Origin of the sequence: Pantoea sp. LS15, from assembly GCF_012241585.1 — a bacterium.
GTDB lineage: Bacteria > Pseudomonadota > Gammaproteobacteria > Enterobacterales > Enterobacteriaceae > Enterobacter.
Window position 1 is genome coordinate 113,346 of the sequence record NZ_JAAVXA010000004.1, and the last position, 13,097, is coordinate 126,442.

Genomic DNA, 13,097 nt, shown 5'->3' on the forward strand with positions numbered 1-13,097 from the left:
AGCATCCACACTAACTAACAGGATTTGAAATTCTGAAATTTAAATTAAATAGACCTGGTACTCTACAGAAAGGAGGCGATATATCCGATAAGTAATGTGTGCCTGCCCGACATGCACAACATTACGGGAGATGAGAATGAAAGACACCATGGTCCGAAGACAAAAAATGAGAGTCAAGACGTTGATGTTGTTGTCCATTTTCCTCACCGTGACGGTGGGCTTTACCGCAACGATCGGCTTTATGATGTGGCAGTGGATGGCACAGCAAGACATTCTCGCCAAAAAGCATATCCGGCAAATTGCCGAAGTGCAGTCTTTGCAGGTGAGCAAACAGCTGGATTCCGCCCTGTCAGCCGCCCGGGATATGGGCAACAGCGCCCTGGCGCTGCACGATGCGGGCGTAACTGATCGTCAGAGCCTCAACCAGTTGCTCACCCATTATCTCTCGTCTCATCCGCAGTTTCTCTCCATGTCGATGGCCTTTGAACCCAACGCTTTCGACGATAAAGACGCCACTTTTGCCGGGCAAAGCGGTGAAGACCCTGCCGGACGTTACGCCCGCTACGTCGACCGCGACGCTACCGGCAAACCCGCATTGCACTTGCTGACGGATTTCGAATCGCCGGGCAGCGGCGATTATTATTTGCTGCCGAAGCAGCGGCATAAAGATGTCATCATCGAACCCTATATTTATCCCTACAACGGTGTGGACGTGATGCTTACCTCGATTGCCGCACCCATCATGCGTGATGGTCAGTTCCTGGGATCAGTCACCTCTGACTTCTCGCTTGCCACGCTGCAATCGATGATCGGGGCGATTAAACCATGGAATGGCACTGGTTATGCCCTGCTCCTCTCCGCAGGTAATAACGTGGTTTCCAGCCCGGACAAGCGTGCCACAGGTAAGCCTTACGCGGGCAAGATTGCCGGTAAAGACGTCATCCGGGCGGACGATCCACTACTGAAGGAAGAGGTGTTTATCACCTGGCAGGACATTGTTATCGGCAACAGTCAGACACCGTGGAAACTGGCTATTGTCACACCGGTCAGCGAAGTGATGGCCGAAGCCAGGGCATTTTTACTGAAAGCTATCATCCTGATGGTGTTAAGCATCGTTGCTGTCAGTCTGGTGATGGCGCAGATATTTACCCGTAAAGTTGACCGTCCGGTTGGAGGCGAACCATCGGATGCCGCAGGGATCGCCCTGGCTGTTGCCCGAGGAGATCTGAACAACATCATCCCGGTTCGTTCCGGGGATACCAGCAGTATTTTTTATGCGCTGCACACCATGCAGATGCAACTCAAGCGCATTGTCGACAATATCAGCGAAGCCAGCCATTCCGTGCACGGCGGCACCAGCGAAATTTCGGCGGGTAATCTTGATCTCGCTTCACGTACCGAAGAACAGGCGGCTGCGATTGTAGAAACAGCCGCCAGCATGGAAGAGATTTCGGTCACGGTGAAGAACAATGCCGATAATGCGCATAAGGCGACAACGTTGACCGACCGCGCCGCCACGCTCGCCGGGCACGGGGAAACACTGGTGAACGACGTGGTCGTTGTGATTGGAGAGATTGATGAGAGCGCACGTAAGATCGGCGAGATTAACAGCATCGTCGATGGCATTGCTTTCCAGACCAATATCCTGGCGCTCAATGCTGCCGTTGAAGCGGCCCGGGCTGGCGAACAGGGACGCGGTTTTGCGGTAGTGGCAGGTGAAGTCCGCAATCTTGCCCAGCGCAGCGCTAACGCGGCAAAAGAGATCTCCCAGTTGATTGCCGAGTCGTCCGGTCGCGTCAGCAAAGGTGTTGAGCTGGTCAATGAGACGGGGGTCATGATGAAACAGGTCATCGAGGCCGTATCGCATGTCCATCTGGTGATCAACGATATGGTTCAGGCCCTGGACGAGCAGAATCGGGGAATTAGCCAGGTGAGCACCGCCGTCAATCAGATGGACAGTACGACCCAGCAGAATGCTTCTCTGGTTCAGCAAATCTCTGCGGCTGCCCTCTCGCTGGACGAACAGGCTAAGTCGCTGGAGAAAACGCTGGCGTTCTTTAATTCATAACCAAAAGGCACCCGGGAACGGGTGCCTTTTGGGATTACAGCCCTTTCAGCAGCTTGTCGACAAATTCCGGTACAACCGTACTTGCCAGGCCATAGTGTTTCTCTTCAAACTCACTTCCCACCTGGCTTGGCTCCAGGTTCAGTTCGACCGTATGTGCGCCATGCAGCCGCGCCTCGTGAACAAACCCGGCCGCCGGGTAGACATGGCCTGACGTGCCAATAGCGATAAACACATCCGCCATCGCCAGCGCACTGTAGATCTCATCCATCCCCAGTGGCATCTCACCAAACCAGACCACATGCGGACGCAGCCGCGCGGGGAACTGACAGCAGTGGCACTTATCCTCTGGCAGCACGTCCTCTTTCCAGTCCAACACCTGACCGCTCCAGGCACAGCGAACTTTCAGCAGCTCACCGTGCATATGGATGATGTTGTGGTTACCGGCCCGCTCATGCAGGTTGTCGATATTCTGCGTAATCAGCAGAAAGCGATCACCCAGCACCTCTTCCAGCTTCGCCAGCGCCAGATGCGCCGGATTCGGGGCAATCTCAGGCTGCTGAAGCTGGCGACGGCGGGCATTGTAAAAGGCCTGCACGAGATCCGGATCGCGGGCAAAACCTTCCGGTGTAGCCACATCCTCCACACGGTGTTCTTCCCACAACCCATCCGCCGCACGGAAGGTACGAATTCCTGACTCGGCGGAGATCCCCGCGCCAGTCAGCACCACCACTCTGGGTTTATCCATCGCTTCTGGCATCATTCTGTCTCTGAAAAAGATCCGCTGACGCAAGCGCTCACGTAAGCGGCGCTTGTTTTTGCGAAAACGGCTGAGTCGACCCTGGCGACGCGACAGCATAGAAACCTCGTAAACTAATCGGTGAGATGAAGGAATGCGGCTCCGCGCATGCCTCCTGCATCCCCGTGTCGCGCACGTTCAATACGTGGCACGCGGGCAACCGGTAATAAATGTCGGGGCAAACGCCCGGACAGCTGTTCCGTTATTGCGCTAAAGTTTGAAAGCCCTCCTCCTATCACCAGCAAATCAGGGTCAACGATGGTGAGAATATTGCCCAGACACACCGCCAGCAGATCCAGATAGCGTTCGACGTGCTCACGCGCCTGTGCATCCCCTTGCTCCCACAAGGTAATGATTTGAGGGGCCTCAAGTTTCTGATGATAGAAGTGTTCGTAAAGCCATGCAAACCCACGGCCTGACAGGGTGTTTTCAATACAACCATGCTGACCACAGCCGCAGCGGGTCAGCGGGAAATCACGTCCAACCACCTCCAGCGCATCCACCGGCAGACGGATATGGCCGAACTCGCCTGTGATATAACTGCGCCCGGTGATGGGCTTACCGTTGAAAATGATCCCACCACCAACACCGGTGCCGAGTATCAGCCCCATCACCAGTGGGTACTGTGTAAATTCTTCGTCCCAGGCTTCTGAGAGCGCAAAGCAGTTGGCATCGTTGTCTAAACGCACATCGCGTTCAAGGAGAGCAGAGAGATCGGCGCGCAGCGGTTTGCCGCTGGCAGCAGGAACGTTGGCGGCATACAGCGTACCGTCGTCGGTTTCGGGCATCCCCGGAATACCAATGCCGACACTGCCTTTCACGCCAAAACGTTTATCGGCTTGCGCGACCAGTGCTGCAATCGCCGTTAAAAATTCGTCGTAGCTTTCGCGCGGGGTGGGAACGCGGGTTTCCCACTGTAGTTTGAGGTTTTTATCAAACACCCCGAGCGCAATTTTGGTGCCGCCAATATCAAATCCATAATACATAATGCATTCCTCTTTCTGACATAGCGGCCTCAAAACCGCTATACCATGACGTAATTACTGGCCACTTAATACCCTCGCCGGATCAATTCGGCTTGCGCGACGCGCCGGATACCAGCTTGCCAGCAGACTCAGTAAAAGTGCTGTCGCCAGCACATAAAAAACGTCCAGCCAGTGCAGTTCAGACGGCAGGAAGTCAATAAAATAGATATCACCCGACAGGAACTGGTGGCCAATCAGCTTCTCTATGCCATTGATAATCGGTGTAAGTTGCAGAGAAACCACCACACCAATCACCACGCCACACAGGCTGCCAAACAGTCCCGCCAGCAAACCGTACCAGACAAAGATGGCACGGATAAGACCGTCTTTTGCGCCTAAGGTGCGCAGCACGGCAATATCACCACTCTTGTCTTTGACCGCCATCACCAGCGTCGAGACGATGTTAAAGCACGCGACACCAATCACCAGCACCATCGCCAGGTACATAATGGCGCGGATCATCTGGATATCACGGTACATATACCCGTAAGTACCGATCCAGCTTTTGATGTAGACATAGTTATTGGTCACACCGCCTGCATCACGTACCAGTTTGTTGGCGTTAAAGACGTCGTTAACCTTAATGGCAATGCCCGTCACGCTGTCGCCCATATCGAGATACTGACGCGCATCTTCCATCGGCACCATCGCAAAGCTGTGGTCAAGCTGGCCGCTCAACTGAAGAATACCGGTGACATGAAGACGCACACGTTTAGGCTGCTGCAGTTTGTGGTCGGCACTGGCGTTCGGGATCATGATTGACACCCAGTCGCCCTGCTTCACTTTCAGGGCATCGGCAACGCCTTTACCCATGATGATCTGCTGCTCACCGGCCTTAAAGTTCGCCCATGCGCCGTTCTGTACATACTTCGGAAGCGCGCTCAGGCGCTCCTCCTGCGCCGGGTTCACCCCTTTTACCTGAATGGCGCGCAGGTTTACCCCGCTCTCCACCAGCCCGGTAAAGTTAATGTAGGGAGCGGCGGCGGCAATACCCGGCACTTTTTCCACTTTGGCCAGGGCATCGCTCCAGTTGTTCCACGGCTGGTTAACCGGCTCGATCTCCCCGTGCGGTACCACCGCCAGAATGCGGTTGTTGAGCTCGCGCTCAAAACCGTTCATGGCGCTCAGCCCCACAATCAGCACAGCGACACCCAGTGCAATCCCCACGGTGGAAATCACCGAGATGAGCGATACCATGCCGCCGCGACGGCGACCGCGGCTAAAGCGTAGCCCAATGAGTAACGATAACGGTGAAGCCATTACTCTGCTCCCATCAGGGTCAGTTCGGCGTTCAGATGACCGTCGCGCATCTCAAGCTGGCGTCCCATACGTTTTGCCAGTTGCAGGTCGTGGGTCACCACCAGAAACGCGGTGCCCTGTGAGGCATTCAGCTCGCCCAGAAGCTGGAAAATACTGTCCGCATTGCGCGCGTCCAGGTTCCCGGTCGGTTCATCTGCCAGCACCAGACGAGGGTTATTCACCAGTGCGCGGGCAATCGCCACACGTTGACGTTCCCCACCTGACAACTCTGAAGGACGGTGATTACCACGATGCCCCAGCCCTACCGCTTTCAGCATGTCGCTGGCGCGGGCGTTAATTTCTGCCGGTTTCTTTTTGCCAATCAGCAGCGGCATCGCCACGTTTTCCAGCGCCGTGAAGTCCGGCAGCAGGTGATGGAACTGGTAGATAAAACCGAGCTCGCGGTTACGCAGCTCGGCCTTCGCCGCAGAGGACATTTTGCTCATCGGCTTGCCTGAGAAAATCACGTCACCGCTGGTTGGGGTATCCAGCCCGCCCAGCAGATGCAGCAGCGTACTTTTCCCCGAGCCGGAGCTGCCGACAATCGCCATCATCTCGCCTTCACCCACGCTGAAGCTCACATTGTGCAGCACGTCGGTCTGCACAGTGCCTTCCTGATAGCGTTTGGACAGGTTGTCGCATTGCAACAGGATCTTATTCATAACGTAAAGCCTCAGCGGGTTGAGTGGCGGCAGCGCGCCAGGAAGGATAAAGCGTAGAAAGCAGCGCAATTGCCATCGCGGCCAGCGCAATTCCGATCACCTGTAGCGGCTCAATCGCCACAGGCAGCGCCGCACCATCGAGCAACGCACCGATGATCGGCATTAAGTTGTTAAGCTGGCTGGCAAGCAGTGCACCCAGCACTGCCCCAAGCAGCGCGCCGATAATCCCGGCGCTAGCACCCTGTACCATAAAGACCGCCATGATCTGGCGCGGCGTGAGTCCCTGGGTTTGCAGAATAGCGACCTCGCCCTGCTTTTCCATCACCATCAGTCCCAGTGAGGTAATGATGTTAAACGCGGCAACGGCTACGATCAGGCTCAACAGCAGTCCCATCATGTTTTTTTCCATGCGTACGGCCTGGAACAGTTCGCCTTTGCGCTCACGCCAGTCCTGCCATTTGGTCCCTTCCGGCAGTTTTTGCTGACTGAGAGTATCAACCTTGAGCGGTGCGTCGAGCCACAGGCGCCAGCCGGTAATATTCCCTGCCGGGTAGCGCATCAGGCGCGAAGCGTCCTGGATGTTAACCAGCATCTGGTAACCATCGACTTCGCTGTTGGCGGCAAAGGTACCAATCACGTTGAACAGACGCTGGCTTGGCAAGCGCCCCATTGGCGTGAACTGGCTGGCAGACGGCACCATCACACGCAGCTGATCGCCACGGTTGACGCCAAGCTGCCCGGCAAGCTGTTCGCCCAGAATCACGTTGTATTTACCCGCTTCCAGATCGGTCTGTTTTACGTTAACCAGATACGGCGTCAGCGGATCGTTTTGCGCCGGGTCAATCCCGAGCATCACGCCAACCGCCACGCTGCGGGCGCTTTGCAGTACCACATCGCCTGTAGTTAACGGCGCAACGCGCGTGACACCCTGTAACTTCGCCGCGCTTTCCGGCAGCTGTTGCGGGTTAACCGAACCGTTGGTTGATGAGAGAACGGCCTGAGGCATCAGCCCCAGGATGTTGTTTTGCAGCTCGCGCTCAAAGCCATTCATGACGGACAGTACCGTCACCAGAGCCATCACGCCAAGCGTAATGCCAATAGTCGAAAGCCAGGAGACAAAGCGACCGAAGCGGTCCGCGGCGCGCCCACGCATGTAACGTAAGCCTATGAAGAGTGCGACAGGTTGGTACATGAAATCCGTCTGTTTGCTGATAGCAGACCCACGAGTATATAAGCGAATCCGTTAAGCGTAAATGACTGAAACAGTAAGCTTTGGTAATCATTTTCCCGAAAAATTCAGATAAATCAGAGTGCTATTGTCTGAATACTCGCCTTGCAACCTCCACCTTTTCCGAAAAAGCTCCTGATACAGACTGTTACCCGTTACATCCAGGTGTCGTTTCACAACAATTGCTCGTTCGTTTATGGCAATAAGGTAGTTGCGAACAATGAAGCAAAAAGCATTATGGATTAACCAGATAAAAGGGCTGTGTATCTGCCTGGTGGTTATTTACCATTCGGTCATCACGTTTTATCCTCACCTTACGGGGCTGCAGCACCCGCTGTCCGGTCTTCTCGCCAAATGTTGGGTCTATTTTAATCTTTATCTCGCTCCGTTCCGTATGCCGGTCTTCTTCTTTATCTCCGGCTATCTGATCCGTCGTTATATTGCTGAGGTGGACTGGCGAACCAGTCTCGACAAACGGATCTGGAGCATTGTCTGGGTCCTGGCGCTGTGGGGCATCCTGCAATGGCAGGCGCTGACCCACCTGAATGCCTGGCTGGCGCCCGAGCGTGAACTCGCCACATCATCGAATGCGGCCTACGCCGACTCGCTCTCAGGATTTGTGCTGGGGATGCTCACCGCCAGCACCAGCCTCTGGTATCTGTATGCTCTGGTGGTGTGCTTCACGCTGTGTAAACTGCTGAGCCGATGGAAGCTGCCGGTACTGGGGCTGCTGGCGCTGGCAAGCATCGCAATCAACTTCCTGCCGCTACCGTGGTGGGGGATGAACAGCGTGGTGCGCAACATGATCTACTACAGTCTCGGGGCATGGTATGGCGCAGAGCTGATGGCGTGGATGAAAAGCGTCAACCTTCGCCGCATCTGGCTGGCAACCGGCGCTTTCGCGGCCGTCTCCGTGGTGCTGTGGTTTGCTAACGTCCCGCTACTGCTCTCTCTGTTGTCGATTGTGTTGATCATGAAGCTTTTTTATAACCTTGAGCAGCGCTATGCCGTGCATCCTAACAATCTGTTGAACGTGATTGGCTCAAACACGATCGCGATTTATACCACCCACCGCATCTTAATCGAAGCCTTTAGCCTGTTCCTGATTGGCGAGATGAATAGTGCCTTGTGGCCGGTCTGGGCGGAGTTGGGCTTAATTCTGATCTACCCGTTTGCCAGCCTGCTTATCTGTACCCTTGCCGGGCTCGGGGTGCGTAAACTCTCTACCACGCTGTTCGGGGACGTTTTCTTCTCCCCTCCGTCAACGCTGACCCTGTCGCCATCCTCCCGTTGATGGCTCTCTTCGCCCCTGCCGGGGCGAATTTTCCCCCTGTGCGGTTCTGGTTTGCTTATACAAAACGATCGAGGATAATAAAGACATTGCGTATCAGTGATATGCCCCAATACTGTTGGTATATCCATAAGAGACTCTGACATAGCCATGCCTGAACACTATCGTTATTCCTTGCCTGTCAAAGCGGGTGACCAGCGCCAGCTGGGTGAACTCACGGGCGCGGCGTGCGCCACGCTGGTAGCGGAAATCGCTGAGCGTCATCCTGGCCCGGTAATCCTGGTTGCCCCGGACATGCAAAACGCCCTGCGTCTGCACGACGAAATTCGCCAGTTCACCGATAGCCTGGTGTTCAGCCTGGCCGACTGGGAAACGCTGCCCTATGACAGCTTCTCTCCGCATCAGGAGATCATCTCCTCTCGCCTGTCGACGCTTTATCAACTCCCGACCATGCAGCGTGGCGTGCTGATTGTACCGGTGAATACCCTGATGCAGCGCGTCTGTCCGCACAGCTATCTGCATGGGCATGCGCTGGTGATGAAAAAAGGTCAGCGCTTGTCCCGCGATACCCTGCGCGTGCAACTGGACAGCGCCGGATATCGCCATGTTGATCAGGTGATGGAACACGGAGAATACGCCACCCGCGGTGCATTACTCGATCTCTATCCAATGGGGAGTGACCAACCGTATCGCCTGGACTTTTTCGATGATGAAATCGACAGCCTGCGCGTGTTTGACGCTGACACGCAGCGTACGCTGGAAGAAGTGGAATCCATCAATTTACTGCCCGCGCACGAGTTCCCGACGGATAAAACCGCCATCGAACTGTTCCGCAGCCAGTGGCGCGATAAATTCGACGTCAAACGCGATGCCGAACATATTTATCAGCAGGTCAGCAAAGGGACGTTGCCCGCAGGTATTGAATACTGGCAACCGTTGTTCTTCAATGAACCCCTGCCTCCGCTGTTTAGCTACTTCCCGGCGAATACGCTGATTGTTAACACCGGAGATATCGACGCCAGCGCCAGCCGCTTTGAAAGTGAAACCCGCGCCCGTTTTGAAAACCGGGGCGTTGATCCGATGCGTCCGCTGTTGCCCCCGGAAGCGCTGTGGCTACGTACCGATGAACTCAATGCGGAGTTGAAGCGCTGGCCGCGTATGCAGCTTAAAACCGATTCGCTTGCCGCTAAAGCCGCCAATACCAATCTCGCGTTTCAGACGTTGCCAGATCTGGCCGTTCAGGCACAGCAGAAATCACCGCTGGATAATCTGCGTAAGTTCCTCGAATCCTTTACCGGCCCGGTGGTGTTCTCAGTTGAGAGTGAAGGCCGTCGCGAAGCACTCGGAGAGCTGCTGGGGCGTATTAAAGTGGCGCCGAAGCGTATCCTGCGCCTGAGCGAAGCCATCGGAAACGGTCGTTATCTGATGATTGGCGCCGCCGAACATGGGTTTATTGATACGCTCAATAACCTTGCGCTGATTTGTGAAAGCGACCTGCTGGGTGAGCGCGTCGCGCGTCGCCGTCAGGACAGCCGTCGTACCATCAACCCGGACACGCTGATCCGCAACCTGGCCGAGTTACACCCGGGCCAGCCGATTGTTCACCTGGAGCATGGCGTCGGGCGTTACCAGGGAATGACCACGCTAGAAGCGGGCGGTATCAAAGGTGAATACCTGATGCTGACCTACGCGAACGACGCCAAACTGTATGTTCCGGTCTCTTCCCTGCATCTGATCAGCCGCTACGCGGGTGGCGCAGAAGAGAATGCGCCATTGCATAAACTGGGTGGCGATGCCTGGGCACGCGCGCGCCAGAAAGCAGCGGAAAAAGTGCGCGACGTGGCGGCTGAGCTGCTGGATATCTATGCACAACGCGCGGCCAAAGAGGGTTTCGCCTTTAAACATGATAAAGAACAGTATCAACTGTTCTGCGACAGCTTCCCGTTTGAAACCACGCCAGATCAGGCCCAGGCCATTAACGCCGTGTTAAGCGACATGTGTCAGCCGCTGGCGATGGACAGACTGGTCTGCGGCGACGTCGGCTTCGGTAAAACCGAAGTGGCGATGCGCGCAGCCTTCCTTGCGGTGGAAAACAACAAGCAGGTGGCAGTGCTGGTACCCACGACCCTTCTCGCTCAGCAGCATTTCGACAACTTCCGCGACCGTTTCGCCAACTGGCCGGTGCGCATAGAGATGCTGTCACGTTTTCGCAGTACCAAAGAGCAGACGCAGATTCTGGAGCAGGCAAGCGAAGGTAAGATCGATATTCTGATCGGTACCCACAAACTGCTGCAAAGTGATGTGAAATGGAAAGATCTGGGGTTGTTGATCGTCGACGAAGAGCACCGCTTTGGGGTGCGTCATAAAGAGCGTATCAAAGCGATGCGTGCCGATGTCGATATCCTGACTCTGACCGCAACGCCAATCCCGCGAACCCTGAATATGGCGATGAGCGGCATGCGCGACCTGTCGATTATTGCCACCCCACCGGCGCGTCGTCTGGCGGTGAAAACCTTTGTCCGCGAGTACGATAATCTGGTGGTACGTGAGGCGATTCTGCGTGAAGTGCTGCGCGGAGGTCAGGTCTATTATTTATACAATGATGTGGAAAATATCCAGAAAGCTGCGGACAGGCTGGCGGAACTGGTACCGGAAGCACGCATTGCTATCGGTCACGGGCAGATGCGCGAGCGCGAACTGGAACGGGTAATGAATGACTTCCACCACCAGCGCTTTAACGTCCTGGTGTGTACCACCATCATTGAGACCGGGATCGATATTCCGACGGCGAATACCATCATTATCGAACGAGCCGATCACTTTGGTCTGGCGCAACTCCACCAGTTGCGTGGCCGCGTCGGGCGTTCACACCATCAGGCCTACGCCTGGTTGTTAACGCCGCATCCGAAAGCGATGACCACCGATGCCCAAAAGCGTCTGGAAGCGATCGCCTCCCTGGAGGACCTTGGCGCCGGCTTTGCGCTGGCAACACACGATCTGGAAATCCGTGGTGCCGGTGAACTGCTGGGTGAAGACCAGAGCGGCTCCATGGAGACCATCGGCTTCTCCCTGTATATGGAATTGCTGGAAAACGCAGTCGATGCCCTGAAGGCCGGACGCGAGCCGTCGCTGGAAGATCTCACCAGCCAGCAGACCGAGGTTGAATTGCGTATGCCTTCCCTGCTGCCGGATGATTTCATTCCGGACGTAAATACCCGTCTGTCGTTCTATAAACGCATCGCCAGTGCGAAGAGTGAGAATGAACTGGAAGAGATTAAGGTGGAGCTGATCGATCGCTTTGGTCTGCTGCCAGACGCGGCGAGAAATCTGCTGGATATCGCGCGCCTGCGTCAGCAGGCACAGAAGCTGGGAATTCGTAAGCTCGAAGGGAATGAAAAAGGTGGCGTGATTGAATTCGCCGAGAAGAACCACGTTAACCCGATGTGGCTGATCGGCCTGTTACAAAAACAGCCGCAGCATTTCCGTCTGGATGGTCCGACACGCCTGAAATTCACCCAGGAACTGACGGAACGCAAAACCCGCATGGACTGGGTGCGCCACTTTATGCGTCAACTGGAAGAGAACGCGATCGCTTAACCCACTCTCCCCCCGCTAGCGGGGGGACAATTTACAAACACTTTGCACTTCACCCGATCTTCCCGACACACCCATTCGTCATAATTATCATTAACGCCTTATAAAACAATAACCTTATCATTTATATGGATTATGGTAATGATGACCTCTTCGCGTTTTACTCGCTGGATAACATTGTTTGCGCTGGCAGCCACCGTCGCGGTTGCGCTTCCTGCTCGTGCAAATACCTGGCCACTTCCACCACCGGGCAGCAAGATCGTGGGGGAAAACCGCTTTCATGTAGTTGAAAACAATGGAGGCTCACTGGAAGCGATTGCTAAAAAATATAATGTCGGTTTTCTGGCCCTGCTGCAGGCGAACCCCGGTGTAGACCCCTACGTACCGCGTGCGGGCAGCGTATTGACCATTCCGTTACAAACAATCCTGCCGGATGCCCCGCGCGAGGGGATCGTGATAAATCTGGCAGAGTTACGTCTCTACTATTACCCACCGGGTAAGAATGAAGTTACGGTCTACCCTATCGGTATTGGTCAGTTGGGCGGTGATACCCTGACACCAACGATGGTTACCACCGTATCAGATAAGCGCGCTAACCCAACCTGGACACCAACGGCTAATATTCGTGCCCGTTATAAAGCACAAGGAATCGACCTTCCGGTCGTTGTTCCTGCGGGGCCAGACAACCCAATGGGCCACCACGCGATCCGCCTTGCGGCTTACGGTGGTGTCTATCTGTTGCATGGAACGAATGCAGACTTTGGCATCGGCATGCGCGTCAGCTCCGGCTGTATTCGTCTGCGTGATGACGATATCAAGACGCTTTTCAACGTCATCACACCGGGGACTAAAGTGAATATTATCAATACGCCGATTAAAGTCTCGGAGGAGCCAGGTGGCGTGCGACTGGTTGAAATTCACCAGCCATTATCGAAAAACATCGGCGATGATCCGCAGACATTACCCATTAACCTGAATACTGCAATGGTAAGTTTTAAAACGAATACCAGCACCGATGGCGTAGTCATGGAGCGCGCAATGGAGGCCCGGTCGGGAATGCCAACCGATGTTACCCGACATCACGACGTCGCTACACAGGCGATGTAAACGCACAGATAAGAAAAACGCCCTGCT

General features: G+C 55.1%; 9 protein-coding genes. 4 read left to right on the forward strand and 5 right to left on the reverse strand.

The window, feature by feature from the left end; genetic code table 11:
- Positions 1–136 precede the first annotated feature (136 nt).
- Positions 137–2,068, forward strand: a complete 1,932-nt coding sequence (locus tag HED65_RS08265; RefSeq protein ID WP_114978193.1) for a methyl-accepting chemotaxis protein — start codon at positions 137–139, stop codon at positions 2,066–2,068.
- A gap of 34 nt (positions 2,069–2,102) precedes the next feature.
- Here HED65_RS08265 and cobB read toward each other — a convergent pair whose 3' ends face one another.
- Genes cobB through lolC form a run of 5 tightly spaced genes read right to left on the reverse strand, consistent with a single transcriptional unit; the run spans position 2,103 to position 7,042 of the window.
- Complete coding sequence (cobB, locus tag HED65_RS08270; RefSeq protein ID WP_114978194.1) at positions 2,103–2,924, reverse strand: Sir2 family NAD+-dependent deacetylase; 822 nt, start codon at positions 2,922–2,924, stop codon at positions 2,103–2,105.
- A 14-nt stretch (positions 2,925–2,938) separates the two neighbouring features.
- The gene (gene nagK / locus HED65_RS08275; protein ID WP_114978195.1) at positions 2,939–3,850 is read right to left on the reverse strand and encodes an N-acetylglucosamine kinase; all 912 of its coding nucleotides are present in this window, start codon (positions 3,848–3,850) and stop codon (positions 2,939–2,941) included.
- Between the two features lie 54 nt (positions 3,851–3,904).
- Positions 3,905–5,149: a lipoprotein-releasing ABC transporter permease subunit LolE gene (gene lolE, locus HED65_RS08280; protein WP_114978196.1), complete on the reverse strand. Its 1,245-nt coding sequence runs from the start codon at positions 5,147–5,149 to the stop codon at positions 3,905–3,907.
- Complete coding sequence (lolD, locus tag HED65_RS08285) at positions 5,149–5,850, reverse strand: lipoprotein-releasing ABC transporter ATP-binding protein LolD (protein WP_028019028.1); 702 nt, start codon at positions 5,848–5,850, stop codon at positions 5,149–5,151. The genes lolE and lolD overlap by 1 nt, the downstream gene beginning before the upstream one ends.
- Positions 5,843–7,042 carry a lipoprotein-releasing ABC transporter permease subunit LolC gene (lolC, locus tag HED65_RS08290; RefSeq protein WP_028019029.1) on the reverse strand — a complete coding sequence of 400 codons (1,200 nt, stop codon included), beginning with the start codon at positions 7,040–7,042 and terminating at the stop codon, positions 5,843–5,845. The genes lolD and lolC overlap by 8 nt, the downstream gene beginning before the upstream one ends.
- Before the next feature lie 256 nt (positions 7,043–7,298).
- Here lolC and HED65_RS08295 point away from each other — a divergent pair, with 256 nt between their 5' ends.
- The 3 genes from HED65_RS08295 (at position 7,299) to ldtC (ending at position 13,070) form a co-directional block, all read left to right on the forward strand.
- Entirely contained in the window at positions 7,299–8,372 is a 1,074-nt protein-coding gene (locus HED65_RS08295) for an acyltransferase family protein (RefSeq protein WP_114978197.1), read from the forward strand.
- A 147-nt stretch (positions 8,373–8,519) separates the two neighbouring features.
- Positions 8,520–11,966 carry a transcription-repair coupling factor gene (gene mfd, locus HED65_RS08300; RefSeq protein WP_114978198.1) on the forward strand — a complete coding sequence of 1,149 codons (3,447 nt, stop codon included), beginning with the start codon at positions 8,520–8,522 and terminating at the stop codon, positions 11,964–11,966.
- 138 nt (positions 11,967–12,104) lie between these two features.
- On the forward strand, positions 12,105–13,070 hold the full coding sequence (gene ldtC, locus HED65_RS08305) for a L,D-transpeptidase LdtC (protein WP_114978199.1): 966 nt from the start codon (positions 12,105–12,107) through the stop codon (positions 13,068–13,070).
- The last annotated feature ends 27 nt before the right edge of the window (positions 13,071–13,097 follow it).

Bases quoted from the DNA above. Each gene is read 5' to 3' on its own strand.
- ldtC (WP_114978199.1), top strand. From the start codon at position 12,105: ATGATGACCTCTTCGCGTTTTACTCGCTGGATAACATTGTTTGCGCTG.
- lolE (WP_114978196.1), bottom strand. From the start codon at position 5,149: ATGGCTTCACCGTTATCGTTACTCATTGGGCTACGCTTTAGCCGCGGT.
- lolD (WP_028019028.1), bottom strand. From the start codon at position 5,850: ATGAATAAGATCCTGTTGCAATGCGACAACCTGTCCAAACGCTATCAG.
- lolC (WP_028019029.1), bottom strand. From the start codon at position 7,042: ATGTACCAACCTGTCGCACTCTTCATAGGCTTACGTTACATGCGTGGG.
- nagK (WP_114978195.1), bottom strand. From the start codon at position 3,850: ATGTATTATGGATTTGATATTGGCGGCACCAAAATTGCGCTCGGGGTG.
- HED65_RS08295 (WP_114978197.1), top strand. From the start codon at position 7,299: ATGAAGCAAAAAGCATTATGGATTAACCAGATAAAAGGGCTGTGTATC.
- mfd (WP_114978198.1), top strand. From the start codon at position 8,520: ATGCCTGAACACTATCGTTATTCCTTGCCTGTCAAAGCGGGTGACCAG.
- cobB (WP_114978194.1), bottom strand. From the start codon at position 2,924: ATGCTGTCGCGTCGCCAGGGTCGACTCAGCCGTTTTCGCAAAAACAAG.
- HED65_RS08265 (WP_114978193.1), top strand. From the start codon at position 137: ATGAAAGACACCATGGTCCGAAGACAAAAAATGAGAGTCAAGACGTTG.